Source organism: Leptolyngbya sp. AN10 (genome assembly GCF_050565645.1).
Classification (GTDB): domain Bacteria; phylum Cyanobacteriota; class Cyanobacteriia; order Leptolyngbyales; family Leptolyngbyaceae; genus Leptolyngbya.
The window spans coordinates 61578-86669 of sequence record NZ_JBNXVP010000028.1 but is presented as its reverse complement, the minus strand read 5'-3'; the positions used below and the strand labels follow the sequence as shown (position 1 = coordinate 86669).

General features: G+C 47.3%; 23 protein-coding genes. 10 read left to right on the top strand and 13 right to left on the bottom strand.

The genetic code is table 11. From position 1 onward, the window contains the following. Positions 1–2 precede the first annotated feature (2 nt). Positions 3–923, bottom strand: a complete 921-nt coding sequence (locus tag ACQ4M5_RS29685; protein WP_430679397.1) for a DNA-methyltransferase — start codon at positions 921–923, stop codon at positions 3–5. A 61-nt stretch (positions 924–984) separates the two neighbouring features. On the opposite strand from ACQ4M5_RS29685, the gene ACQ4M5_RS29680 reads away from it, so the two are divergent. Further along, on the top strand, positions 985–1458 hold the full coding sequence (locus ACQ4M5_RS29680) for a hypothetical protein (RefSeq protein WP_430679396.1): 474 nt from the start codon (positions 985–987) through the stop codon (positions 1456–1458). Here ACQ4M5_RS29680 and ACQ4M5_RS29675 read toward each other — a convergent pair. From ACQ4M5_RS29675 to smc, 3 genes are all read right to left on the bottom strand, one after another. Then, a complete protein-coding gene (locus ACQ4M5_RS29675; RefSeq protein ID WP_430679395.1) occupies positions 1365–1766 on the bottom strand; it encodes a hypothetical protein in 402 nt (133 codons plus the stop codon). The genes ACQ4M5_RS29680 and ACQ4M5_RS29675 overlap by 94 nt on opposite strands. Before the next feature lie 5 nt (positions 1767–1771). Then, the gene (locus ACQ4M5_RS29670; protein ID WP_430679394.1) at positions 1772–2890 is read right to left on the bottom strand and encodes a PRC-barrel domain-containing protein; all 1119 of its coding nucleotides are present in this window, start codon (positions 2888–2890) and stop codon (positions 1772–1774) included. 91 nt (positions 2891–2981) lie between these two features. Further along, positions 2982–6653 (bottom strand): chromosome segregation protein SMC, encoded by a 3672-nt coding sequence (gene smc / locus ACQ4M5_RS29665; RefSeq protein ID WP_430679393.1) that lies wholly within the window; start codon positions 6651–6653, stop codon positions 2982–2984. 186 nt (positions 6654–6839) lie between these two features. On the opposite strand from smc, the gene ACQ4M5_RS29660 reads away from it, so the two are divergent. Together ACQ4M5_RS29660 and ACQ4M5_RS29655 are read left to right on the top strand one after the other, a co-directional pair. Beyond that, positions 6840–7052: a type II toxin-antitoxin system HicA family toxin gene (locus tag ACQ4M5_RS29660; protein ID WP_430679392.1), complete on the top strand. Its 213-nt coding sequence runs from the start codon at positions 6840–6842 to the stop codon at positions 7050–7052. Further along, positions 7052–7261, top strand: coding sequence for a type II toxin-antitoxin system HicB family antitoxin (locus ACQ4M5_RS29655; protein ID WP_430679391.1), 210 nt, complete (start codon positions 7052–7054; stop codon positions 7259–7261). The genes ACQ4M5_RS29660 and ACQ4M5_RS29655 overlap by 1 nt, the downstream gene beginning before the upstream one ends. A gap of 52 nt (positions 7262–7313) precedes the next feature. Here ACQ4M5_RS29655 and ACQ4M5_RS29650 read toward each other — a convergent pair whose 3' ends face one another. Genes ACQ4M5_RS29650 through ACQ4M5_RS29640 form a run of 3 tightly spaced genes read right to left on the bottom strand, consistent with a single transcriptional unit; the run spans position 7314 to position 10868 of the window. Beyond that, the gene (locus ACQ4M5_RS29650; RefSeq protein ID WP_430679390.1) at positions 7314–7931 is read right to left on the bottom strand and encodes a cytochrome c oxidase subunit 3; all 618 of its coding nucleotides are present in this window, start codon (positions 7929–7931) and stop codon (positions 7314–7316) included. 53 nt (positions 7932–7984) lie between these two features. After that, the gene (ctaD, locus tag ACQ4M5_RS29645) at positions 7985–9745 is read right to left on the bottom strand and encodes a cytochrome c oxidase subunit I (RefSeq protein ID WP_430679389.1); all 1761 of its coding nucleotides are present in this window, start codon (positions 9743–9745) and stop codon (positions 7985–7987) included. A 55-nt stretch (positions 9746–9800) separates the two neighbouring features. Continuing rightward, positions 9801–10868, bottom strand: coding sequence for a cytochrome c oxidase subunit II (locus ACQ4M5_RS29640; RefSeq protein ID WP_430679388.1), 1068 nt, complete (start codon positions 10866–10868; stop codon positions 9801–9803). A 412-nt stretch (positions 10869–11280) separates the two neighbouring features. On the opposite strand from ACQ4M5_RS29640, the gene ACQ4M5_RS29635 reads away from it, so the two are divergent. After that, the gene (locus tag ACQ4M5_RS29635) at positions 11281–12207 is read left to right on the top strand and encodes a COX15/CtaA family protein (protein ID WP_430679387.1); all 927 of its coding nucleotides are present in this window, start codon (positions 11281–11283) and stop codon (positions 12205–12207) included. A gap of 35 nt (positions 12208–12242) precedes the next feature. After that, positions 12243–13214, top strand: coding sequence for a heme o synthase (locus ACQ4M5_RS29630; protein WP_430679386.1), 972 nt, complete (start codon positions 12243–12245; stop codon positions 13212–13214). A gap of 130 nt (positions 13215–13344) precedes the next feature. Here the strand turns inward: ACQ4M5_RS29630 and ACQ4M5_RS29625 are convergent, their stop codons facing one another. The 4 genes from ACQ4M5_RS29625 to ACQ4M5_RS29610 all read right to left on the bottom strand — a co-directional run bounded on the left by ACQ4M5_RS29625 (position 13345) and on the right by ACQ4M5_RS29610 (position 20658). Further along, positions 13345–14115: a WecB/TagA/CpsF family glycosyltransferase gene (locus ACQ4M5_RS29625; RefSeq protein WP_430679385.1), complete on the bottom strand. Its 771-nt coding sequence runs from the start codon at positions 14113–14115 to the stop codon at positions 13345–13347. Positions 14116–14152: 37 nt separating this feature from the next. Continuing rightward, positions 14153–15256: a glutamate 5-kinase gene (gene proB, locus ACQ4M5_RS29620; RefSeq protein WP_430679384.1), complete on the bottom strand. Its 1104-nt coding sequence runs from the start codon at positions 15254–15256 to the stop codon at positions 14153–14155. A gap of 40 nt (positions 15257–15296) precedes the next feature. Further along, complete coding sequence (locus ACQ4M5_RS29615) at positions 15297–19214, bottom strand: NB-ARC domain-containing protein (protein ID WP_430679383.1); 3918 nt, start codon at positions 19212–19214, stop codon at positions 15297–15299. Between the two features lie 505 nt (positions 19215–19719). After that, positions 19720–20658, bottom strand: a complete 939-nt coding sequence (locus tag ACQ4M5_RS29610; RefSeq protein WP_430679407.1) for an RNA polymerase sigma factor — start codon at positions 20656–20658, stop codon at positions 19720–19722. A gap of 375 nt (positions 20659–21033) precedes the next feature. Here ACQ4M5_RS29610 and ACQ4M5_RS29605 point away from each other — a divergent pair, with 375 nt between their 5' ends. The 5 genes from ACQ4M5_RS29605 to ACQ4M5_RS29585 are packed head-to-tail and all read left to right on the top strand — an operon-like array spanning position 21034 to position 23283. Further along, positions 21034–21732: a hypothetical protein gene (locus ACQ4M5_RS29605; RefSeq protein WP_430679382.1), complete on the top strand. Its 699-nt coding sequence runs from the start codon at positions 21034–21036 to the stop codon at positions 21730–21732. 17 nt (positions 21733–21749) lie between these two features. Next, a complete protein-coding gene (locus ACQ4M5_RS29600; protein WP_430679381.1) occupies positions 21750–22193 on the top strand; it encodes a hypothetical protein in 444 nt (147 codons plus the stop codon). Then, positions 22180–22485 carry a hypothetical protein gene (locus tag ACQ4M5_RS29595; RefSeq protein ID WP_430679380.1) on the top strand — a complete coding sequence of 102 codons (306 nt, stop codon included), beginning with the start codon at positions 22180–22182 and terminating at the stop codon, positions 22483–22485. The genes ACQ4M5_RS29600 and ACQ4M5_RS29595 overlap by 14 nt, the downstream gene beginning before the upstream one ends. Then, positions 22469–22975 carry a hypothetical protein gene (locus tag ACQ4M5_RS29590; protein WP_430679379.1) on the top strand — a complete coding sequence of 169 codons (507 nt, stop codon included), beginning with the start codon at positions 22469–22471 and terminating at the stop codon, positions 22973–22975. The genes ACQ4M5_RS29595 and ACQ4M5_RS29590 overlap by 17 nt, the downstream gene beginning before the upstream one ends. Next, positions 22972–23283 carry a hypothetical protein gene (locus tag ACQ4M5_RS29585; RefSeq protein WP_430679378.1) on the top strand — a complete coding sequence of 104 codons (312 nt, stop codon included), beginning with the start codon at positions 22972–22974 and terminating at the stop codon, positions 23281–23283. Before ACQ4M5_RS29590 ends, ACQ4M5_RS29585 begins: the two co-directional genes overlap by 4 nt. A gap of 38 nt (positions 23284–23321) precedes the next feature. On the opposite strand, the gene ACQ4M5_RS29580 is transcribed toward ACQ4M5_RS29585, so the two are convergent. Both ACQ4M5_RS29580 and nspC read right to left on the bottom strand, forming a co-directional pair. After that, complete coding sequence (locus tag ACQ4M5_RS29580; RefSeq protein WP_430679377.1) at positions 23322–24017, bottom strand: hypothetical protein; 696 nt, start codon at positions 24015–24017, stop codon at positions 23322–23324. Then, positions 23972–25090: a carboxynorspermidine decarboxylase gene (nspC, locus tag ACQ4M5_RS29575; RefSeq protein ID WP_430679376.1), complete on the bottom strand. Its 1119-nt coding sequence runs from the start codon at positions 25088–25090 to the stop codon at positions 23972–23974. Before nspC ends, ACQ4M5_RS29580 begins: the two co-directional genes overlap by 46 nt. Positions 25091–25092: the final 2 nt, after the last annotated feature.

Here is a 25092-nt window from a genome sequence, read left to right as displayed (position 1 = left end):
GGTTAAGGGGATTGACGAACTTTGCAGCGTCGTTCTTCGCGATCGCGATCGTGCCAAAACCATTCTTCATCGCTCCGAAGCTCTGCGGATTCGATTCGTGGGATTGCCCAAGTTAAGTATTCAGCGTGTCGATCGCAACCCAGCCATTTCCGTCCGAGTTGTTCCGCGACGACAGCGGTAGTTCCAGAACCGATGAACGGATCAAGAATGCGATCGCCTCTTTGAGAAGAAGCAAGCACAAATTTTCGGATTAATTCTTCAGGCTTTTGAGTTGGATGCGGTGTTTTCTCGTTCATTCCGTTGCAAGTGGTTGGAATTTCGATCACGTCACGGGGTTTGGCTCCTTTCGGATGGGGATGCCAAAGTTTGGATTTTCCGTTGCCGTATTGACTGGTTAAAGCTTGCGGATGTTCGGGGTACTTTAGGGTGTGATCATTGTAACGAGTGCGGATATTCTCAACAGAAAGCGTGAATTTTTTGGACTTACGAAAATGCAAAATGCTTTCGTGCGATCGACCCCAATCATTCGATAAGTTCGCTTTGTTTTTGTAGTGCCAAATCAGCCAGCGACAGCCTTGGAAAAACTCAGAAGCGGGGAGTTTTAGATCCGCCAAAATCTCTGAAAAGCCGCAGATATAAAACGTTCCAGTTGGCTTTAGAATTCGGGCAACTTGTTCGATCCATTGCATCGACCATTCAATGTACGATCGCTGTGATTCAAATGTATCCCACTCCGCTTTTTTCAAGTTGTAGGGAGGGTCGGAAAACACTAAATCGATCGACTCTGAAGGGAGGGATTTCAGCCATTCCACCGCGTCTCCGAGCCAAAGCTGACCGTTATCATGATCGTAGAAAAGATGAGGATTTTGATTGGAGTCGGTTGACGATTTAAGATGATCAATAGCTGAATCAAATTGCCGCATCTGTAACGGGAAAATTGGTGCATTAGCACTATATCTGATTGTTTCCTTTTTTTAGCTAAATATGCAATATTCTGTCCATCCACCGAGTGAATTTATCGCCGCGCATTCTGAAAAGTTATTGCCAGAATGGTCAGCCCCAATTCGCTCGATCGTGGTGGTTTTTCAGCCTGCCGATCGAGAACTGACTGAACGATGTTGGGAAACCGATTTTCAAAAACAAAAATTGCGATCGCAGTTCCTCGAATTCGGCTTCAAAGTGGCAGAATCGCTCAAAGATCATTTAGTTGAATTATTTGATCCAAAAACGGGATTTCCGGTTTTGTCGGAAGCAGGATCGTTGCGCTTGGATGATGTCGCAGTCGTGCGATCGACGCTTGGATATACGATCGCGCCTGTGGGGAATTGTTTAACGATCGTGCATCCAATGTGGGGAAGCGCCGTTTATCCTTCGATTTTGATGTCTTCAGCCGAAATGAGATTGGTGGAGGCGGCTGTAGCGGGTTTGCTCGAATGCCACCACTCTTTGAGAGGCTGAGGTAATTTAATCCAGTAGAGCGTCAGAACGACAGAATGATGCGCCTCGCGTCCAACGATTTCGACATTGTAAGACGGGCTATTTCGAGACGCTAAATCAACGATAAATCTGCGTCCAATTCGTCGCCAGCTTGGTTCTTTTCCGCGCCATTCGATCCGGCAGCAGGGATAGGGGAGTTGTTCTCGATCGAATAATCGGCAGCAAGGACCGATCACGCGATAGGTGAAATGACCACCGGGGCTGGTGAAGGTGTGCCCATGAGCGAATGGATGAGACATCGTGGACGAATTCAAATCATGGGCAGACATCACAATTAGTAGCCTTCTTCCTCGTATTCAGGTTGTTTTTGTTTCTGAGCTTTAGAAATCGCATTGAGATCGGGTAGAGGTTGACTCTCAGGCTCTTCCGTTTTCTCGATTTCTTCGGCGGTCGGCTCTGCCCAAGGATCTTCGTCGAGATTACCTGGTTCAAAGCTTTCTGGCGGCGCAGATGGCTCGATTTTGACTTCCTCGAATTCTACAGCGATCGCATCGTCGTCTGAATCGACATACGTACCGTCATATTCTTCGTCATCGTACTCAGGCGTATCGTCGGTTCTAGAGAGTCCCCAGTTTTCCGTCTCGCCGTCGTCCTCCCAATTTTCGTCGTCGTCTTCGTCGTTGTAGACGGGAGGTGGCGAATACACTTCCGCTTGCTGATAGCGTTGACGAGGTGGCTCTTCTGGGCGACGAAGTGGAATGGGTTCGGGTTCATCGTAATCTGATTCATCCGGGTCCCAAGTTTGCTCGATCGGTTCTTGAATCCGAGGACGCACTTCCATTGGAGTCGGTTGACCGGAAGGAAGTTGCTTATCCGGTTGAGCGGGTGCGAGATATTGAGCTTCTTCGCGCTCCCACGGGGCTTTGCCGATTCCCAAACGTTCCAGGACACCGACACTAAGCTGATTCATCCGATTCTCAGAACCTTCGATCACGATAATGCGATCGGTTCCGCTGCTCACAATTTCGGTAACAGGTAATTCGTAAGTGCTGACGACTTGATCGGGAATGAGGGGAAGCCCGATCGACGCGATCACCAAATTATCGAGTTTGCCTGTATCGATATTGAATCGGAAACCGCGCACTTTACCAAGCAGTTCTCCGTTCTCGGTAATTACTTCGCAGCCGATCAAATTGCTGTAGCTTTCCAGATCGATATCTTCGATCACGTCTTCGTCATCGACCAGGATCACATCCCCGATCTGGCGAATGCTGGAGAGCATCATGGGTTGAGCCGTGCCGTACAACAGATTCGGGCGCAAACTAAGGGCGACGACTTCCTGAGAGTCAATATCGACCCAAAGCTGACTCACCACGCCGAGCCGCTTTCCGTTGCTGCGAGTAATCACCTGAGTTCCAAGAAGGTCGGAGCGTTGGCGAAATTCTTCTGTCATTGAGTCCCGAATCCTATTGCTTACACTTTTTTCTAATTATCAAATCATATCGAGGATCGATCGATACGGAATGCCGAACGCTTTTCGCGGGTTAAACGCTCTGAGGCAGCTTAATTCCCAGAACTTGGGTGAAGGCTCCTCGCGCTTGTGTAACCCCGATCGTGCGCTGGGCTGATTCGATCATCGGTCGCCGCAAGCTGACCACAATAAATTGTGCTTGTTGTGCTTGCTGCTTGATCATTTTAGCTAATCGCTCCACGTTTGCTCCGTCAAGGAACATATCTACCTCATCGAATGCGTAAAACGGTGAGGGTCGATACCGCTGTAGCGCGAAAATGAAACTTAGCGCAGTAAGGGATTTTTCACCCCCAGACATGGAGGCTAATCGCTGAACTGGCTTGCCTTTCGGATGCGCGATTAAGTTCAAACCGCCGTTAAAGGGATCGTTCGGATCTTCAAGCTGAAGCCGTCCGTCTCCATCGGATAAGGTGGCAAAGATTTTTTGGAAGTTGATATCTACAGCTTCGTAGGCTTCCATAAAGGCGCGTTGTCTCAGCGTTGTAAAGTTCTCGATTCGCAGTAAAAGTTCGGTGCGTTCTTCTTGTAGCGTTTCGAGTTTCTCGGTGAGTTCGTCTAAACGGGCTTGAGTTCGATCGTATTCTTCCAATGCCAACATATTGACAGGTTCCATTGCCTGTAATCGTTTTTGCATCGATCGAATTTCGTGCTGAAGTTGTCCCAGATCGCGAGTGATCCCTTCAGGAATTTCAGGAATCGGATCGGGAAGTTCAGCACTTTGAGTCGCGAGTTGTGCCTGCTCGATTACAAGCTGTTCGCGACGGGCTTGGACGGTTTCATGATTTTGGTCGCGCTGCCAAATGTGCTGCTGGCGGCGATTCTGAAGTTCGCGTAGTTGTCGATCGACTGCATCGCGGTTGGTTCTTGCTTCGCCCAGTGTTTTATCCAGTTCTGCCATCTGATTTCGCAGTTCGGTTATCTGGGTATTCACGACGGTTTGTTGAGCCGAATTTTCTGATCCCTGTTGCAATTGAACTGTTTGTTGCGATCGCGCTTCTTGAATCCGAAGTTGTCCTTGCTCGATTTTTTCTTGCAGGCGTTGATAACGAGCTTCGAGATCGAGCGATCGCTGCTCAATCGCTCTAACTGCAAGTTCTTTTTCGCTGAGACTAGATTCTAGCGATCGTAATTCCGCTTGAATTTGCTGCCATTCGCTGTGACCTTGAGCCTGTTCAAGTTCAGCCAGATTTGTTCTTAATCGATCTAATTGCGTTTCTTGAGTGGGAATTTCAGAATCGAGAATTTGCAGCCGAGATTGAGCCGCAGACAGTTCTTGTTGGTTTTTCTCTAAAGCACCTGTAAGTTGAATTTGCTCAGTCTCAAACCGTTTAAGGTCTTTTTTGACTTGTTCAAGTTTGAGTTCTAATTCTCGATGCTGTTGGCGAGTTTCAGTTAGCGCTCTCGTGCGATCAGTATGTGCGATCGAAGCTTTCGCGATCGCGCCTTCACAATGACCAAGAATTTGATCAACCTCTTGCAATCGGCGGCGTAATGCAGCTAATTCTGGGGATTCTGCGGCGTGACCTGTCCCAAATCTCAACGACGATCGCTGCCCGCTACTTCCCCCGGTCATGGCTCCACTTGATTCAAGCAATTCCCCATCTAGGGTCACGATCCGATACTGCCCGATGTGTCTCCGAGCATCGTTTAGCGTTTCAAACACAACCGTTGTGCCGAACACATAAGCGAAGACATCGTGATAGCGCTCTTCAAACTCGATTAAATTGATGGCATAACCGATACAACCTTGCATCGATCGCATTGTGGCTCGATTTGGAATGTGCGGCGGATTGAGTTTGTTCAGCGGTAGAAATGTTGCACGTCCGGCGCGTCTTTGTTTGAGAATGTCGATCGCTGCTGCTGCGATCGCGTCATCTTCGACCACAATATTCGCTAATCTCGCGCCCGCTGCGGTTTCGAGAGCAAGCTGATAGCGCGAATCCACCTGTCCCAACTCTGCGACCAGTCCGCAAATTCCGGTCAATCCCATTTTGAGAATGACTTGTGAGGCTTGTGTTCCTTGCGCTTCTTGAACCGCTTGCGTTTGTGCTTCTAACTTATCTAATTTGCGCTGTTTATCCCGTTGTTCTTCGATTAATCGAGTTTGGGTTTGGCGTTGGATTTGTAATTCTTGTTCGACTTCTGAAAGTGCTACCGCTCCTGATTGAATTTGTACCATTGCAGTATTCAATCGCTCTGATAAATCGCTTTCTTCGATCTGTTTCTCATTCAATTGAGCCGTTGTTGTTCTGAGTGATTCCGTTTGCTCTTGAACTTTTTGACCGAGTTGGTTTGTTTTCTCTTGTAGTGCAGCTTGTTCTGTCCGCTGTGGCTCTAAAGATTTTGCCAGCGTATCGATGTGATGGTGTAACTGAGTTTGTTCTTGCACCCACGCATCCGCATTCGCAGCCGAAGCATTGGCTTCATCGCGTTTACGATCGAGCAATTCCCGCGCCTGATCCCGTTCTTGGGTCGCTCGAATTAGCTCTTGAGTCTCGATCGACTGTTTCTCCTGAATGAGTGCCGCTAAAGCTTGCTGATTTTCCTGAAGTTCTAGCTGATACTTACTCAGATTTTTGATCAGGTCTTCACTCGCTTTCTGTAAATCTTCTTGTTGCCGTTCGAGTTGACGCAATTCAGCTTCTCGTGTCGCGATCGTCGATTGCAAAGCGAGCAGTTCTTCTTCACCGAGCGATCGTACATGAGCATTGAGCCGTTCTAATTCAGCCTCGATCGTGCCGATTTGAATGTCGATCGCGGCAACTTGCTCAGTCAAATCCGCGATTTCTTTTTCGCCTGAGTGAATTTGTTCTTGTAATTTCCGAACGCCTTGAGCCGCTTGCTCGTAGCGAATCACGATTTCCCACTGTTCTTTTGCTTGAACTTCAGAGCGGAGTTTCTTATATTTCTCGGCTTTGATGCGATCTTGCGCTAATCGATCGCGCTGTTCGATCAATTCCCGTTCAACAATGTGAAATTTATCTTCTTGATCTTTGACCGCATCGAGTTTGTCTTTCGCTTGATTAATTTTACGATCGAACGATGCCACTCCCGCCAATTCATCAATAATCTCACGCCGTTCCCGCCCATTCATCGAAATGATTCGAGTGACATCCCCCTGAAGTACAACATTGTATCCTTCGGGATAAATTCTCATCCGTTCTAGCTGTTCATGTAATTCAGTTAGCGTACAAGGTTCACCATTAATGTAATAGTTCGACGTATATGTTCCTTGTTGTGTTACCCTTAGCTTCCGCGTCACGCTCCATTCTGCATTGGTCGAACCGTTTCCATTCCCATTCAATTCATAAACGGTATCCGGTTCATGACCATTACCATTTCCATTCGCCGGCTCATTCAGCGAGACATCTGCGTTTTCCTCATTCGGATTCGTCAACGCCTGAAGCAGATCTAACTCATCAGACAAATCAAACACCGTAGTTACGGCAGCTTCGACTGTCGATCGACCTTTTGTTGCCTGTGTATGGTTCACCAGATCGGGCAACCGTTCCGCCCGCATTCCCTTCGAGCCTGCCAAACCTAGACAGAACAACAACGCATCGAGCAGATTCGACTTTCCTGAGCCATTCGGTCCTGAAATCACAGTAAATCCAGGCAGCAACGGGATCGGCGTTGTGCCGCCAAAAGATTTGAAGTTAGTCAGTTCAACGCGCTTGACGTACACAGGGGTTCAGTAAAAATCAGTGTTTAGTGTAGCCTGGAATCCGACAACTGAACGACAATCATCGAGTTTCTAACATAGATAGCACACTTAGAACGTCTGATCTACAAAAAATTTGAGATTTTGGGTCGATTAGAATGTTGCGTTGCTTGAACATGACATAATGGCTCACCGATCGTGGAACAAGCCATGAAAGTTAAAGATGTCATCAAACAGTTAGAAGCAGATGGCTGGTATCTAGCTCGAACTAAAGGCAGTCACCGACAGTTCAAGCACTCAGAAAAATCAGGAACCGTTACCGTGTCGGGAAAACCTAGCGTTGATGTTCCGATTGGTACACTGAAAAGTATCTGGCGACAGGCACAAATTCAATCGATTGAACCTGAAGAGGAGCAAAACTAATGCGATATGCGATCGTTATTGAAAAGGGATTAACCAGCTATGGGGCTTATGTTCCCGATCTTCCAGGCTGTGTGGCAGTGGGTGAAACGATCGGGGAAGTCAGAGAACTCATCCAAGAAGCTATTGAGTTTCATCTCGAAGGACTTAAAGAAGATGGCTTACCTGTTCCTGAACCAATTTCTATCTGTGAGTATGTCGAAACTCATTAAAAAACGGACGAGGCAATCACCCCGCCCGTTCTTGAATTGAATTGAATTAAACTTACAAGATGTACAGCAGCAAAAACAGAATAATCCAGATAACATCCACAAAGTGCCAGTAAATTTCTGCGGCTTCAACTCCAAAATGCTTTTCGCTGTTGTAGTGATTTGGTTTTCTCGATCGCCAAAGTACCGCCAAAATCAGAATCAAACCAAAACAAACGTGCAGCCCGTGAAATCCAGTCAGAACATAAAATGTGCTGGCAAAAATGTTTGTTCTCAGCCCAAATTCTAGATGGAAGTACTCATAAAGCTGACCCGCTAAGAAGATTGCGCCCATCGCAGCGGTAATCGCAAACCACAGCCGCAAGCCTTTCACATCGTTCTTTTTAATTGCACTTTCAGCATTGTGGATCACAAAGCTACTGCTAATCAGAATCGCCGTGTTAATTCCAGGCAACAATAATTCCAACTTCGGAGTGCCTGCGGGGGGCCACTCTGGTGTTACCGCCCGAAAAGCAATATACGCCATGAACAGTCCGAGAAAGATCATCGATTCCGCTGCTAGGAACACAATGATGCCTGGAATTCGGAGATCGGGATGCTCGTGATGTTGAGCTTCTGTGGTCGCCTCGTGGTAGTGATTTAGAGAAGTTTTTGCAGGATCGATCGTAGTCATGGTGTTGAAAGAATGAAGGACAAAGGATGAAGTTGGCTCCATCCTTTCAAGAGCTAACGATTGTTACTTTCGGTTCCCCGATCGCTCGGATTTACCGCAACGACTGGATCAGGTTTCGCTCTTAGAGTCGAACTTGGTCCAGCAGAAAGAGCCGGATCATCCGCATCGGAGAAGGGCACATCTACTTCGGTCGATCGAGATCCCATTCCGTAGTCATAAGGACCTGTTGCCAAGACCGGATCAGCATCGAAGTTCTCAACCGGAGGCGGCGAAGTGGTCATCCATTCCAGCGTCAAACCGCGCCAAGGATTGTCTCCAGCAGGTTCACCGCGCAACCAACTCCAAGCTGCATTGACGATGAAAGGAATTGTTGAAATGGCAAGCAGATAAGTCCCGATCGTACAAATCAAGTTCAAAGTCGCGAACTTCGGATCATATTCCGCAATCCGGCGATTCATTCCTTCCAAACCTAATTTGTGCATTGGCATGAATGCGAAGTTAAACCCGACAAAGCTCAACCAGAAGTGAACTTTACCCCAGGCTTCGTCCATCATCCGCCCAGTAATTTTCGGGAACCAGTGATAGAACCCGGCATACAATCCGAATACGCTACCCCCAAACAATACATAGTGCAGGTGAGCGACAACGAAATAAGTATCGTGAACGTGAATATCGAATGGAACAGAAGCAGTCATCACTCCGCTAATACCACCGATTACGAAGAGTGAAATGAATCCCATCGCAAACAGTAGCGCAGAACTGCCGTCTAATTTCCCGCCCCAAAGCGTTGCTAACCAGCTAAACACCTTGATACCTGTTGGAACGGCAATGATCATCGTGGTGATCATGAAGAACATTCGCATCCAAGGCGGCGTTCCACTGGTGAACATGTGGTGAACCCACACAATTAAGCCCAGACCGCAAATAGCGAGACTCGAATAAGCGATCGCTTTATAGCCAAAAATCGGCTTACGAGCGTGAACGGAAATGATGTCCGAGATCATGCCGAACACAGGCAAGATCATGATGTACACCGCTGGATGCGAGTAGAACCAGAACAAGTGCTGATATACGATCGGGTCGCCGCCGCCAGTGGGATTAAAAAACGCCGTCCCAATCAAAACATCGAACGACAGCAGAATCAACGCACCTGCTAATACCGGAGTCGCGATCACTGCCAGAATCGAAGTGGCGAACATCGCCCAACAGAAGAGCGGCATTTGATTCCAGCCCATTCCGGGGGTTCGCATCTTCCAAATTGTTACTAGGAAGTTCACTGCCGCCAGAATCGACGAGGTTCCCAGCAGTAGCACGCTGAGAATCCAAATCATTTCCCCCGCTTTCCCACTCAGCAAACTCAGCGGCGGATAGTTCGTCCATCCCGCACCAGGCGCACCCACTAAGAAGCTACTGATCAACAGAATTCCAGCAGGCGGAATGATCCAGAATGCTAGTGCGTTGAGCTTCGGAAACGCCATGTCTCGCGCCCCGATCATCAAGGGCACAAGATAGTTTCCAAAGCCACCCGTTCCCGCAGGCACAATCCACAAAAAGATCATGACTGTCGCGTGAACGGTAAACAGACTGTTATAAACTTCGCGGCTGACAAAATCAGATTCGGGTGTGGCTAACTCAGTCCGAATTAGGGATGCCAACACACCACCAACTAGATAAAAGAAAAACGTTGTGACCAGGTATTGAATCCCGATCACTTTATGGTCAGTACTAAACGTAAAATAGCGTTTCCAGTCGCCCGGTTCTTGACCGTGAGCCGGACGATTCGCTTGTTCTTGAAATTGGGCTGCTTGTGTCATAGCAAGTTTTTAAGAAAAAGAGCGGCTCCACATCAGAGCAATTCAGTCAGCGCAATTAACTCATCGAATGAAGCTGATGCAGCGTTTCGGGCGTAATACCCATTTCTTTGGCGTAAGGAGCGAGGTATTCTCGATCGGTCATTTGTGCTGGATTCAGAGCAACGGTTTGCGCTTGTCCTTTGGCTTGAGCCACTTTCAAGCTCTGTAGCCATTCTTCGTAAGCTTCAGACGACTCCACCACCACATGCGTTTTCATTGCACCATGATACGCGCCACACAGTTCCGCACAAATTACCGGATAGTCCCCTTCTTTGGTCGGTGTAAAGCGAATTTCAGATTGCCGACCCGGAACGGCATCCTGTTTTAGTCGGAACTCTGGAACCCAGAAGGCATGAAGCACATCATTCGCGGTGATGTTCATTACAACCGGACGACCGATAGGCAAGTGCAATTCTCCCGTAATCACTTCTTCAGGATAGGTAAACAACCAGGCGTACTGCATTCCTGCGGCATTAATTACCAAAGGTTCCTGAGTGTTGTTTGGAGAAATCGAACCTGCTCTGGGCGAAACGACTCCAGGAATCGGTGCATCTTTGCGAACGGGGATGTCTTCTTCGATCGCATTCGTCGCTGCGTTTTTGCGAATTTCTTCCGTGATTGCAATATTCGGATCAGTGTCCGCAATCAATGGGGCAGCGATCGCAGATCCTTTCTGAACATGAGCGACTTGAGGATGACCATGTGCCGCCATTGAATGATCCATTGGATTCATTCCGCCTTCAGTGTTGTAGATTTCAAAGCTAAACACCGAAATACCCAACACAATCACAGCTGGAATTGCTGTCCAAAGGATTTCGAGTGGGATGTTGCCATGAACAGGAGGACCATCGCTCGTGTCACCTGGCTTGCGGCGGAAACGAAAGGCAGAATAGACCAGCACAAAGCTCACCAAGAGAAAAATGCCAGTCCCGATCGTCAGCATCGCATTAAATAACTGATCAATCAGTGGGGCTGCTTCGGAAGCAGCAACCGGGAGCAGATTATGGTTCTGACCGTACCACAGGCTTACGAGTGTCAGAACGATACCCGCGAGGAGAGTTGAAATTTGACTAGGAATATTCACGGCTCACCAATCTTGCCTATTACTACTACAAGGGTTCTAGATCCTGGATATTGGGTAAACAGCATTTGGGTAGAGATTTAGTAGAGATTTTGCTGTTTATCTTTGCCGTTAAGACATGAATTTCAACACTCAGAAAGAATTCTTTGCTTATAGAGTGCTTGCTCAATACCAGTCCTTCTCCAAGGTAGGGCAGGTTTCATCTTTCGGGCGATCGAAAACCTTGAAGCTTAACGTTTTCTTTGGGATCGAACCTTTGTTAGATGCGATGTATCTTAAGTTTTGTCGAAATCGAAAGAATTTCCGAAACAAATAGTCGATTCTGATTTACATCACTAAAGTAGAACTTAGAGCAGATGCTTTAGTGTTGATGAACTTTTATTTCTAGAAAACGACTATCCGCTTTTCAGAACTTATGGCAGATTCATTGTTTAATTCTTCCACACTTGCTCATCCGACTCAAGCTCGGAGCTGGATCACTCGACTCGTGTTTGCACTGGCAGTTTCGACCTTGTTTTTAATGGCGTTGGGTAGTGCAACGCGAGTGATGAATGCAGGCTTATCTTGCCCAGATTGGCCGCTTTGTTACGGCGAGATTGTGCCGCGTGAGCAAATGAATCTCGAAGTCTTTTTGGAATGGTTCCATCGATTGATTGCAACGACGATCGGGTTTGGTGCGATCGCTTTAGTTGCAGTGTCCTGGTGGTTCCGTCGTGACTTACCAAAATGGACTCCTTGGGCAACCCTATTCGCATTGTTTTTAGTGGTCTTCCAAGGTGTGTTAGGGGGTTTAACTGTTACACAACTGTTACGTTTCGACATTGTGACCGCACATTTGGGAACGGGACTATTGTTCTTTAGTACCTTGTTAGCGATCGGAACTATGTTGATGCCGTATCAAGGAACCGGAACTGTTGGAAAGCTTCGGTTAGTTGGACTGGCTGCGACCGGATTTGTGTACCTCCAAAGTATCCTGGGCGGATTGGTTTCGTCCCAGTGGGCTTTACATCAATGCTTTGGACAATCACAACTTTGTACCGTGATGAATAGTCACATTGCAGGCATTGTTCCTCCGACGCTTTCTGTGTTGGCATTGGTGATTTTGGCTTGGCGAACTCCCGCACTTCATCCGTTGTTACGCCGCTTGATTAGTGTTGCTGGATTGTTGTTGGTGCTTCAAATTTCTTTAGGTGTCGCAACATTCAAACTTCGGTTACAGGTTGAACCGCTAACGGTTGCTCACCAAGCGACTGGAGCCGCACTCCTTGGGACATTACTGGTATTTACTGTTCTAGCTTTGCGCGATTCTGCTGAAGGTCAGATCGTCAAAGTTGAAGCTTAGACCTTCTACCTACTCTCTCGTTTGACCAAGATAAAATGCAAAATACAGCCACAGGCGCGATTCGCCACAATCAAGATTTTCTACAAGTCATTAAAAGCTACTGGCAACTGACAAAACCTCGCATTATTCTCTTGCTCTTGATTACGACTGCTGGAGGAATGTGGATCGCAGCGCAAGGACAAGTTGATCCGATCCTGTTAATCGTGACGCTGATTAGTGGTACATTTGCCGCCGGATCAGCGAACACGATTAATTGTTTATACGATCGAGATATTGACTACATTATGGAACGGACTCGCAGCCGCCCGCTTCCTTCTGGTCGGGTGAGTCCGCGTGATGCGTTAATTTTCGCGATCGTATTAGCGGTCACATCATTCGGTTTATTGACGTATTTTGCCAATTTACTGAGTGCGTGTTTAGCCATGTCCGGCATTTTCTTCTATGTGGTGGTCTACACGCATTGGCTGAAACGGCATAGCACTCAAAATATTGTGATCGGTGGTGCTGCGGGCGCGATTCCGCCGCTTGTCGGTTGGGCTGCGGTCACAGGTGATCTCAGTTGGGCAGCTTGGGTTTTATTCGCGATCGTATTCCTCTGGACTCCGCCGCATTTCTGGGCATTGGCAATCATGATTCGCGAAGATTATGCCAAAGTTGGTGTTCCGATGTTGCCTGTAATTGATGGCAATGAGCCGACCAGTAAGCAGATTTTTTACTACACGCTGTCATTAATTCCAGTGTCGCTGTTGTTGGTTTATCCGCTGCATGTGATGGGCGCGGTGTACGCAGCGATCGCACTTTTCTTGGGCGGTATTTTTGTGCAGAAAGCTTGGAAATTGATGCAGGCTCCGTCGGATTTGATGGAAGCTCGATCGACTTTCAAATACTCGATTCTTTACATGATGTTACTTTGTGCGGGAATGGGAATCGATTCTTTGCCTGCAACCCATGAGCTTGTAAGTTCTCTGATTGAACACGCACAAACAATTATTGGAATGGTGTTCTAGGTCTATCTTAAGAGCGATTTACCCATATCAGAGCTAAATTACTCTACTTTCATTGGGAACTTAGTTAGTCGCAGCGATGCGCCTACAGAATAAAACACTCCAATCGGATCGTTGGGGTGTTTTTAATTTTTTAGCGGCTCACCGGATTTCGCTTGGTCAAACGATAAACGATCGCTCTCATCGCAAATTTCGGCAAAGCAGTCATCCGCTTCCATCGCCACGGTTCTTGATACAGTCGATACAACCATTCCAGGTGATTATCACAGAACCATTTTGGCGCACGTTCTTTCGTTCCCGCCCACACATCAAAACTGCCACCGACACCAATCCAAACCGAATTCGGGCAGACATGACGATGCTGGGAAATCCACAATTCTTGTCGCGGTACACCTAGCCCAACATAGATTAATCGAGGCTGTAGCGTCTTCAATCGGTCTAGAAATTCGGATTCATCTTCGGGCTTAAGATAGCCGTTTTGAATTCCAACGATCGAGATTTCTGGAACGTTCTGCCGCCAATTTTGCGCTGCCGTTTCCGCCACTCCAGGCGCACCTCCGAAGAAAAAGATCGACCAAGGTTCGCCAAATTGCGTCGATCGCTCTAACAATGTTTGCGCCAGTTCAATTCCTGGAGTGCGCTTCACTCGTTTTCCATGCAGCCGCATATACAGCACGATTCCAGAGCCATCAGGAATGACTAACTCCGCTTGGTGAATGATATTTGCCAAAGCTGGATTTTGTTCTGCCTGCATCGTCATTTCCGCATTCAGCGTAATCACATGACAACCAAGCCGCTGTTCAATACGATGAGTCAACCAGCGATCGTAATCATTCACTAAGTGCATCGGCAGTCCCAAAACGGAAAAGGGCTGCAAAGAATCAGAGTAAGGAACGTGAGTCACAAGCTTTCTCGGCAGGGATGATTCGGGATGAATTGTATCAGGAAAGAACTAAATTATCGCGGTGTACGACAGTTTCTTCTCCCGCATATCCAAGAATTCCGGGAATTTCATCAGATTGCCGACCGCGAATTTTCTCTAATTCATCGCTGTTGTAGTTGACAATTCCACGGGCGATCTCTTCACCAGAGCGATCGCAGATTTTCACCGCGTTCTGACTATCAAACTCACCTTCGACCTGAATAATTCCTGCTGCTAATAACGATCGACCGGAGTTCCGAATGGCTTTCACTGCTCCCTCATCCAAATACAACTGTCCAACCGGAACTAATCCATGAGCGATCCAACGCTGTCGAGCATTAAACGGACGCGGTTGCGGTTCAAACTGAGTTCCAATGAACTCACCGGAGAGAATTTTTAGAAGGTTATGCGGCGATCGACCTTGAGTAATCACCGTTCTCACGCCTGCTCCCGTCGCAATTCGAGCGGCTTGAATCTTCGTCACCATTCCACCTGTGCCCCATTGGGTTCCAGAGCTTCCAGTTTGGACTTCTGACAGTTCATCTAGATTCTTAACGATCGTAATTGGTTGAGCATCTGGATTACTTCGGGGATCAGCAGAATATAAGCGATCGACATCGGTTAGCAAAAACAGCCAATCCGCATCGACCACACTAGCAACTAAAGCCGAAAGCGTATCATTATCGCCAAACTTCAACTCATCGACGGAAACCGTATCGTTCTCATTCACGATCGGGATCACGCCCAGATTCAATAGCTCTTGAAACGTGCGGAGAACATTCACATAGCGATTTCTCTGAATCAGATCGCCACGAGTGAGAAGTACTTGGGCGATCGGTTGTTGAAGTGCGGTGAAAAAATCATCATAAATCCGCATCAATCGACCTTGACCCACAGCCGCGATCGCTTGTTTAAGCGCCATTGATTTCGGACGCTCGATCAATCCCAACCGCGCACATCCGACCCCAACCGCGCCAGAAGAAACTAACACCACGCGATTTCCTTGTTGGCGAAGCTGGCTGAGGACTTCGACTAGAGAAGCGATCGTTGAAAGTGCCAATTGTCCCGAATCTGGCTGAGTCAGGCTAGAAGTTCCGATTTTTACAACGATCGTTTGAGACATGGATAATTATGATTCGCGCAAACGATCTACTATCCTACCGTTAGCCGCCTGCATCGATCGCACCCAACAGTTGCAGCGCAGACCGTTCTTCATCAGAGAGTCCAATCACACCTGTAATGATGGTTTGCTGATAGGGTTTTGGATTGCGGCACTCGTCGAGAATTGTGTCTGTTTGCCAATCCCAAGTTTGCACCGTTTCATCTTCTGCACCACTCATCACCAAGCTTCCATCTGGGCTAAACGCCACCGATCGAATCCAATTTTGATGAAGTGCTCGCTGCTTGATTTGTTTTCCGGTCGTCAGATCCCAGACGCGAACGGTAAAATCCTCGCTTCCACTAACTAAGTAGTCACCTGTTAAATCAAACGCGATCGACTGTACCCAGCGACGATGCCCTTGAAGTGTAGCAATACAGCGACCCGTCTCCAACTCCCAAAGTCGAATGAGCTTATCCGCTCCAGCACTTGCAAATCGCGTTCCAGACGGGTCAAATCGCACTGCACTCAGTGGGCATCCAGCCGCGATCGATTCTCGACAGTTGCCAGATTCCACATCCCAAACTCGAATCGTTTGGTCGGGACTGCCACTAATCAACGTGCGTCCATCCGGACTAAAAGACAGCGATCGAATACAACCTTCATGTCCAGTAAGGACTTTAAGCGGTTGACCTGTCTGCACATCCCAGAGGCGAATTTCCTTATCGTGTCCGCCCGTTGCTAATACTTTGCCATCAGGACTGAAACAAACGGCTCGAACGCGATGCTGATGTCCGGGCAGCTTTCTAATACAGGTTCCAGTGCTCACCTCCCAGAGTCGCACGGTCTGATCATGCGCCCCGCTTGCCAGTAGCTTTCCATCCGGGCTGAAATGTACCGATCGCACCCAGCCTGTATGTCCTTTTAGCTCCAGTTCACATTTCCCAGTTCTCACCCGCCACAGCCGAATTTTATGGTCTTCGCCTGCACTTGCCATCAGTTCCCCCTCTGGATGAACCGCGATCGACCAAATTCGCCGAGCATATCCTTGGAAAGTCCGAATACATTGTCCTTCTTGCAGACTCCAGAGCTTGATGCGATGATCGCTTCCACCGCTTGCCAGCATTCCTGCCGAATTAAACGCGATCGTTCTTACCCAACTGGTATGCGTTTGGTCGAGCTTCTTCAATTCCTGAAGCGTTGCCATGCTCCATATTTTCAATGTCGTATCTTCGCTACCGCTCACCAGAATGGTTCCATCTGGACTAAACGAGATCGTGCGAACGGTACGATCGTGCGCCTGAATCGTGCGATGAGTTCCTTGGTCGAGGTTCCAAATTCGTACCGTTCCATCTCCGCCCGCAGAAGCGAGGTGTTGACGATCGGGAGAAAATGCGATCGTGAAAACTCGATCTTCATGTCCTGCCAACGTTTTAATGTACTCTCCGGAGCTGTTCCAGAGTCGAATGCACTGATCGTCACTTGCACTCGCAATCATGCGGTCGTCGGGAGAAAACGCCACGGCTCGAATCCGCTTCAGATGTTCCTCTAGGGTGTTGATCGGCTTGCGGCTCTCCACATCCCAAAGGTGAATGATTTTATCTTCTCCACCACTAATCAAGCGGCGACTGTCATGACTAAAAGCAACCGATCGGATCGCGTCGGAATGTGCTCGCAAGACTTTAAGACATCGACCCGTTTCGAGGCTCCAGAGTCGAACGGTTCTGCCATCTCCCGCACTCGCCAGCAATTTTCCATCGGGACTAAAGCAGACCGATCGCAGCCATCCCCCCGGATGTTTCTCGCGGAGCAAGAGTTCTCCATCGGGAACTTGCCAGATCCGCAGATTTCCATCTTTGTCACCCGTTGCTAAACGTTGTCCATCCGGGTGAAATGCGATCGTCAAAATACTGCTCAATGTTTTTGTAAACACCGAGTTCGACAGTTCAGAAAACGATAGGTTTGTTTCATTTAAGTCAACGCCCTGAAAATCGGCTTGCCAAATTGCTAAACCAGAAAAATTGTAGTGGTTTAGATCAGACTTGAACTGCCGTAGAAGCGCGATCGTATTCGCTGCTAGATATCCAGGTCTGACAGAGGGAGCTTCTTGGAGTGCAGATAGCACTTGAACACAGCGATCGTTGAATTGCTCATCTGAAACATAGATTGTTCTAAGTTGATGATAGAGCGGTTGTAAAATTTGCTGGCGTTGATTCTGTTGAATATAGTCTTTTGATTGTGCTTTGACTAAAGCGTGATGATTTAACAGCGTGGGAGATTGACTTGTATCTTGAAATTCTGCAACGGCTCGATCAATAAATAGCTCAGTCACCCACTCCATGATCACAGGCTGGAGAGTGAATTGATCGTTACTTCGCTCAATGAGCGATCGCTGTTCGAGAAAACCAATGACTTCAAGCAGATCCTCAGTAGGTGTGAGATTTGCAATATCGTCGCGCAATTGCTCGATTGTGACCCATTGGCGGTTAATCGCTAACCAATACATCACAGACTGTGCCAGACCACAAAGCTGATCAAACTGTCTCTGAAGTGAGTCTTGAATGTCTTGAAACTCTCCTCCCTGTTCAGCTTGTGCTAAAAATCGCCCTACAGCATTATCAAAATTCTCTTTGATGATGCTGGCGGCAATTTTGAGTGCTAAGGGATTCCCGTGATACAGTCCATTGAGTTCTGTCAACTCATGTTTTGTTCCTTCAAGTCCTTCTGATTTAAGGATTTGCACTCCTGCGATCGGCTTTAATTCCTTTAAAGACAGCGATCGTGCTAACTGCGATCGTTCTACCACATCCGGTGGATTAGACCGACTGGTGAGAATTACACAGCTTTCATGGGTACTCGATTGAATCTGGTCCAGGAGTTGACAGTAACCTCTGTAATGTTTAGAAGCGTTTGGATCATTGATTGGAACAGAATCAAAATTATCGAGAATAACGAGGCAAGAGTTCTGCTGTAGATAGTGAATTAGCTCTTCCGTCGAATCTCGATTCGAGTCATTCAAGCTCCGACTACTCTCACGCCCGTCGGAAAGGATCCCAATGATATCTCTAACAATCTCTTGAATCTTTGGAGCATTGCGTAAAGACTGCCAAATTACGTACTTAAATCGATTTTCAGCTTCCTCAGCGAACTTTGCAGCTAACACTGATTTACCAATTCCTCCATTCCCGGAGATGGTAACAACCTTACAGTGCTCTTTGAAGACCCAATCCTGCAAAGTTTTCAGTTCTGGATTTCGTACAAATCGTCCCCGTAAGCAAGGAGCTTCTTTCAGGTGCACAACAGAGTGTAAAGCTAGATTTGGTTCAGATTTAGCCGAAACTTGCAGCGCTAGACTGATCGAACTCATCGATCGTAGATAGTTCTCATGTTCATCGATCGAGATTTTTAGCAAATCAGACCAGCATTGTTCTTGTTCACGAAATCGCTCGATCTGATGTTGTTGCTGATGTGTCAGATTCCTCTGACTAATCAATCCTGCTGCTTCAATCGTTTGAAGTTCAGGTTGCATCTTTGTTAGTTCATAATAACTATCTCCTACATCCATCATGAGGTTGTAAGTTGCTTGATCAAAGCGAATTCCAACTCTTTCCGATAGATAAGACACAGGAATCAAAAAGGTGTGCCACGTCTCAGCTAACACATCTCGATCGAGTTCCGAAATTGCTTTAGGGACAACGAGATCATAGTCACTCACAAACTCAGTTCTCGACGACAGTGGCAGAACCGTCACCTCATTCGAGCCATGATCAGGTTCTCGAACAATCATGACAAAATCGGGCAGATCGATCGATTGCCAATACCGATTTTGTGTAGAGCTTTGTTTTGTGGTAGCGCGGACTTCTTGTTGATAACGGTTCAGATTGCGATAAAACTCAGGACTGAGCCGCCAAATCTGACCCGGAGCGATGGACGTTCCATTGGAAGAGGGAGGAACGGGAGCGGTTGACCTGAATACGTCCATAACCTTGCTCCTTTAGCCTTGAATTATCTAGGTTCTGCATTCTTTAACTTAGTAAATCGGGAGGATTATGTCTCTACCTGAAGAAACAGCGCAGGATCGCGCACGATAGATCGCGATCGAGTGACTTGTCGCATGAGTCGAGAATGAAGCGAGTCGATCCGTGCGGAAACGGTGAGAGTTTCTAGTCTACCCGATTTCGACGCGATACCGGACTGCTCCGTAAAGACTTGTATAATACCTTGCCAGATTTTATTTGTATTCCTTGCAACGTTCGACAAAAACTTCATCAATTGCCTACATTGATGCCGCCTCAGCCAGGAAGTTCCCCAACAGTTGCGGCAAGTGGGAAAAGTTATAGTCTTTAAGATTTGCGTCGAACTGTAACAAATTAGTAATTTTTTCATGGCTGAAACTCTAGAACGAGAACTGTACAGAAGCAGTCCTTACGGATCAGCACCGAGATTTATCTGAAATATCTAGTATATTCGTTTAGCAGAGTATTGTATCACGAATCGTAGTCTGTCTGCGATCGTCGTCTTCGTTGTTGAGCAGAATTATCTTCTGGAATTTGCACTCCCAATTTTCCTAGGCATTGAAGAATCTTCTGTTTCAACTTTGTATTTCGCCGACTGATCGTGCTTTCAGCTAAATTCCACTCATCTGCAACTTGTTTTTTCGTTTTACCCTGTACGTACAGTTCTTCGTATAAATCGCTGTAGCGTTGATCAGGAGATAAGAGATTGATTTGTTGAAGACATCGAATCGCCTGCTGCCTCAGTTGTTCTCGATCGATCTCTTCTTCAAGGTCTCGATTGGTGTCTTCAGCGGGAATAGAATCAATCAACGGATTTTTCATTCGATCAAGTCGATCAAGACTCAGTAACGCTTGACCTTGATATCGTCGAAAACAATCGCGAATTTTGTTTCTAGCAACCGAGTAATGCCAAGCATAGAACTCGTCCAATGTAGTCGGGCAGACTCCATCTTCTCCTAACGCAAGTTCGATCACAGCTTTCCGCAGTGGATGATCCGAAGTCAAGAGGGTTACAGACTGCCCTGCATCATTGAACTCCTGACAGAAACAAAATGCACCACAAGCAATCTCGATTCCTTGCTCTGAACCAAGTTGACTCGCTCGTTCTAGAATTGCGGGCGGAATTTTGTTAATTCGATGCGGCGAGTTCGGTTTGCGATTAACCTTTCCTCCCTGCTTCCTAAGCACTTTGCAGAACAAAGCTGCGAGAAATTCATGTTGGCGAGCTTTTCCTAGTGTGTGTACCTCTGCTTCTTGGACTGCATCCTCTAAATATTGCGGAAACGAGCTATTGAAAAGTCCTCTAGCAACTTGGTGAATCTTCTCTCGATATTCCCTTTGTGTTAACAGTCTTTGCCCCGCCTCGATGTTATCCCTGAGTAAATATTGTTCTAAATCGCTTACCGACATCGACACCGCATCTCCTTCAGCGCCACAGATTTGGAGAGCAAGAAATTGATAGGTATTGTTACAGAAAGTTCATATATGAGCAAGTTTAGAGCTACGCCTGCGTTAGGGAAAACAGAGGAGTGGTTCAGTGTGTTTGTCATAGTTTCTTGAAATTTATGCAAGATTGACTCCGCTGCCGCGTTTGATTCATCAAGACGATTTGAGTGAGCCAATCTAACCGCGACTAAATCTGAGGTCACATTCATCACAGGAACGATCGCTCCTTCCACAACAAATGGGTCTCTTCAGTCACCCGGCTAGTCGATTCAGCGGATACGAGACTGCTTTTTGCGATGAAGACTCGCATTATCTCACAAAATCTCTCTGGAGTTGAAAATGAAACTCAGCGATCGACCGAACACTCACTCGATTCCCAATCCTCCCGTTTGGAAATCTCCTCTAATTTTATTCACGCTCGGATTCTTATTTGTTCTCATTAGTTCATCCCTGTTTCTTAAGCCTCCAGTCGTTACGAGTACGTTGTATGTCGATGTATCCGCATCTAATCAACCGTTCAAAGCTGAGGTGATTCATCTCTGTCGGCAGCGGTTGACCTTTCTCAAGCCGAAAGATGCGATCGTAGATGCTCAATTTGCAGATCGAACGGTACTGTGGCAAAACACAACCTATCAACCGCAAGAGCAGAATAATTTGCGAAGTCGCTGCGATCGCATTCTTGATCCTGAATCGAGTCTGGGACGTGCTCCTGGAACAGCGCTAATGAGTGCCATTCAGAATTGGTCAGCACAGGTACAACACTTGCAATTACAGAATCAAGCTCCAGTTGTTGCAATTTTTGTGATTCAAGCAGCGGAAGTTGCAGACGGACAAAGCGCGATCGATTGGCAGCAGATCAAACAGTGGATTCAGGAGCGAATTGCTCAACGAGGAGTGGTCTTGATTGTGGGTTCGGAAGCAACACTTCAAAGCCAGTGGATTACAGCACTGAAAGAGAGTCCGACAACTCGAATTGTTCCTTATCGCGATAGTGATAGCGGGCTGAAATGGGCATTTGATCTGGCACGTAAATCCTAGATTTTGGAGATAGCTCAATGATCGATCGACGAACACGTTTGGCATGGTGGCGCAAGCTTTCACCCGAAATCATCTTGGCGCTTCCAGATGACTATCGAGCACATGTTTTTGCTGCACTTGCACAAGAAGCCCGAAGACAATTTGCACAGTCACGCATTGAGGAATTAGAAGCACTGAGCTTGAAACGGTTAACGCGAGATCAGCGAATCTGCTTGAAGCTGCTGGTTTTTGCATTAGGAGCATTTACGTTCAGTTTGGCTCCTCGGTTGTTAGCACAACAAGCGGGAGGAGATGAGTTTGCTTTCTCGATCGGGCTACTTGGCGGCGGAGTGGCTTGCTATTTCACTCAGGCAGCGGCGGCAGAAGTGTTGACCGATTTGAAGCTCAGACAGAATACGAACCAATTTCGCAGCATCTTGTTCTCTCGCTTATCACCGGAGAATTCCAATGGAGAAGCTTAATCCTGATCATTGGCACACCCAAGTTCAACTCGAACTGCTCGAAGAGGTGGAGGCGAAACATCAACTCAGACCTGCTCTATTCACGATCGTGTTTGCCATTGGATCAACTTTGATCGAAGGCGCGATCGCGTTCAAGCTGCTCGAACAAGAGAACCAACTAGTGGGCGCGATCGTTGCTCTGTTTTCTGTGACCTTGCTGTGGTTGATTGCGAACTATCAAGCCAAGTATGTGAATGCACCCGACCGTTTCGACGAATTAAAGGAGCAATATCGCCATGAACTCGATCGTTAGAACGCTTGAGGACTTGAAATTGATTCCCAGTGGTTTGGAACTGAAGGAATTCAAGATTGACCACTATATCAATTGGTTGACTCAGGACAATCCGGATACCAGTCTGACCACCAAAGAAATGATCGAACTTGATGCTGAAGTTTGTTTTCTTCAACAGCGACGACAACAGTTAGCCCAAGAGTGCGATCGCTTATTGTCTGAATGTTTCGAGCAGTTCAAACAGGATGCGATCGTATTACGGCAAACGAAGCCACCTGTGGTCAGAATCGGTGCGCCTCACCAAGTCGAAGCCCGTGAGCAGCAATGGTTTGAGACGCAACTCAACCGTTTAGAAACAACCTGCAACCAAGAGTTAAACGTGATTCGGGGACGCTATGTTGCCTTGATTCAGGAGTGTGATCATTGGCTCGATCGAACTCAGAACCGTTTAACAAAACTTCAGCACCGTCCATCGAATGCTCTTGACCAACCTACCGGAGAATCATCATGAAATCACTGTTACTTGGAGTCTCGATCGTGGCTACGATGTTGGCAATGGTGAACCGTCCTTCAAAAGAGGCTTACGCGGAGTATTTGATTCAAAATTGGCAGAGTCGGGTTTGTACTCAGCCGAATCTATCTGCTGACCAGAAGATGATGTGTGATGTGGGTGGAGTGGTTCCGATTGTGGTCAAAAAGGCTATTGCTCAAGGGTATATTACGGAGAAAAATCACGTCTTTTTCACCGTTTACCAATTTAATTTGGGCGCGATCGAGAATCGCACGATTAGTATTGGCGGTCAGTTCGTCAATCTCTAGAACCGTGAACCTGCTTTGGGACTGAACTCAGAGCAGGTTTAATCTGGCAGCGCAAATCCGGTTCTCGGATCACGAATGTACAGTCCCAACACTAGCGAATTCATAACCTCATCCCAAACTGGAGTCAGCTTTTCCGCCTGATCTGCCCAATAATCAAACGTGATCAAACATTGAATATTTGAGCCAAGCCCGACACAGATTCGAGAATACGCCTCTCGATCCTCGTTAGCATCGATGAACTTGATTTGTATCCAAGCAATTCGGGCGGTTTGGCGTTTTGCCTTTACGATTTCTCCAACTTCGATCACATCTCGTCGATCGGCAGTTGCAACTTTTTTCACCGTATGTTCCAGCGGAAATAAACTCCAATCTTGTTTCGGCAAGTGATTGTAAGACACTTCTAGCCGACAATCATCATTCGGGGGTGGCGCGTCATGAAATCGAAACGACTTCTCATCGGGTTCAAAGTGCCAGTTCTGCGGAATATCAAATCTCACCGCGCCTCGTCCCGCGACGAAAATCTTATAGCCCGGTTTCGACTGCCAGCCATGATTTTTATCAATTTCCAGGGTTTCTTTGATCCACTCTGGTTTTCCTTTCTTGTTCTTACCCATAGAAAAAATCCACGATCGCATTAAACCAAATGGTAAAACATGATTTTCGCGATCGTGGATTCCGTCTATTTTCTTTAACCGACTCTCGATCGATAGTCCTCGTAGCCAAATTCCCGCCACAGTTCAAATGAGCCATCTTTCTTGAGACAGCCGATCGCGGGATGCGCCACACCGTTGAACATTGTGCTTTTCACCATTGTGTAGTGCATCATGTCCTTGAAGACGAGTCGATCGCCGATCGATAATGGTCGATCGAATCCATAATCACCCAGGAAATCTCCAGCTAAACAGCTTGATCCTCCCAAGCGATAGTCTCCAGACTGTGATGCTCCTTCGATCTCCGGTTGATAAGGCATCTCCAAACAATCGGGCATGTGGGCTGTGAAAGACACATCCAGCATCACATGGGTGAAATCGGAAGTTGGAATCAGATCGAGAACAGTCCCAACTAAATCGCCTGTTTGCCAAACGATCGCGCTTCCCGGTTCTAGATACAACTGCAAATGAGGATAACGATCGTGAAACGCTTTGAGAACTGCGATCGCGTGATCGACATCATAGTTCTCATGCGTCATCAGATGTCCGCCACCCAAATTCAACCATTGAATCTGAGGCAACAAGTGACCATAGTGCTGCTCAATCTGCTGAAGCGTCTTTTCTAATGCAAAAGAATCGCTCTCACAGAGATTATGAGACAGAAAGCCACTGATTCCTTCAGGAAGTCGATCGCCTAATTGCTCCGGTTGAACACCGAGCCGCGATCCAGGCTGGCAAGGATTGTACAGAGCAGTTTCGACCGGGGAATAAAGTGGATTGATCCGAACTCCGATCGACGCTGATCCTTTTGGCGATCTTTCCCACTGACTCAGCGAATTGAAGGTCACATGAGTAGCTCGATCGAGCAATTCCGGTAAATCCTGATCTCGATAAGCAGGCGAATAGACATGCAATGCACCTCCAAATTCTTCTGCTGCTAACCGAGCTTCCCAAAGTGAACTTGCCGAAGCTCCCGATAACGTTTTACTGATTAGCGGAAACGAATGAAACAGGGCATACGCTTTTAACGCCAAGAGCACCTTGACGGGGGCGGCTTGCTGAACTCGATCGAAGATCTGCAAATTCCGTTCCAGTCGTGCTTCATCCAGCACAAAACAGGGCGACGGAATTGCCGTCATCACTGCATCATTGATCATGT

What these genes read in the sequence shown, in the direction of transcription:
- ACQ4M5_RS29685 (WP_430679397.1), bottom strand. Translation starts at nt 923, where the DNA reads ATGCGGCAATTTGATTCAGCTATTGATCATCTTAAATCGTCAACCGAC.
- ACQ4M5_RS29680 (WP_430679396.1), top strand. Translation starts at nt 985, where the DNA reads ATGCAATATTCTGTCCATCCACCGAGTGAATTTATCGCCGCGCATTCT.
- ACQ4M5_RS29675 (WP_430679395.1), bottom strand. Translation starts at nt 1,766, where the DNA reads ATGTCTGCCCATGATTTGAATTCGTCCACGATGTCTCATCCATTCGCT.
- ACQ4M5_RS29670 (WP_430679394.1), bottom strand. Translation starts at nt 2,890, where the DNA reads ATGACAGAAGAATTTCGCCAACGCTCCGACCTTCTTGGAACTCAGGTG.
- ACQ4M5_RS29660 (WP_430679392.1), top strand. Translation starts at nt 6,840, where the DNA reads ATGAAAGTTAAAGATGTCATCAAACAGTTAGAAGCAGATGGCTGGTAT.
- ACQ4M5_RS29655 (WP_430679391.1), top strand. Translation starts at nt 7,052, where the DNA reads ATGCGATATGCGATCGTTATTGAAAAGGGATTAACCAGCTATGGGGCT.
- ACQ4M5_RS29650 (WP_430679390.1), bottom strand. Translation starts at nt 7,931, where the DNA reads ATGACTACGATCGATCCTGCAAAAACTTCTCTAAATCACTACCACGAG.
- ctaD (WP_430679389.1), bottom strand. Translation starts at nt 9,745, where the DNA reads ATGACACAAGCAGCCCAATTTCAAGAACAAGCGAATCGTCCGGCTCAC.
- ACQ4M5_RS29635 (WP_430679387.1), top strand. Translation starts at nt 11,281, where the DNA reads ATGGCAGATTCATTGTTTAATTCTTCCACACTTGCTCATCCGACTCAA.
- ACQ4M5_RS29630 (WP_430679386.1), top strand. Translation starts at nt 12,243, where the DNA reads ATGCAAAATACAGCCACAGGCGCGATTCGCCACAATCAAGATTTTCTA.
- proB (WP_430679384.1), bottom strand. Translation starts at nt 15,256, where the DNA reads ATGTCTCAAACGATCGTTGTAAAAATCGGAACTTCTAGCCTGACTCAG.
- ACQ4M5_RS29615 (WP_430679383.1), bottom strand. Translation starts at nt 19,214, where the DNA reads ATGGACGTATTCAGGTCAACCGCTCCCGTTCCTCCCTCTTCCAATGGA.
- ACQ4M5_RS29610 (WP_430679407.1), bottom strand. Translation starts at nt 20,658, where the DNA reads ATGTCGGTAAGCGATTTAGAACAATATTTACTCAGGGATAACATCGAG.
- ACQ4M5_RS29605 (WP_430679382.1), top strand. Translation starts at nt 21,034, where the DNA reads ATGAAACTCAGCGATCGACCGAACACTCACTCGATTCCCAATCCTCCC.
- ACQ4M5_RS29600 (WP_430679381.1), top strand. Translation starts at nt 21,750, where the DNA reads ATGATCGATCGACGAACACGTTTGGCATGGTGGCGCAAGCTTTCACCC.
- ACQ4M5_RS29595 (WP_430679380.1), top strand. Translation starts at nt 22,180, where the DNA reads ATGGAGAAGCTTAATCCTGATCATTGGCACACCCAAGTTCAACTCGAA.
- ACQ4M5_RS29590 (WP_430679379.1), top strand. Translation starts at nt 22,469, where the DNA reads ATGAACTCGATCGTTAGAACGCTTGAGGACTTGAAATTGATTCCCAGT.
- ACQ4M5_RS29585 (WP_430679378.1), top strand. Translation starts at nt 22,972, where the DNA reads ATGAAATCACTGTTACTTGGAGTCTCGATCGTGGCTACGATGTTGGCA.
- nspC (WP_430679376.1), bottom strand. Translation starts at nt 25,090, where the DNA reads ATGATCAATGATGCAGTGATGACGGCAATTCCGTCGCCCTGTTTTGTG.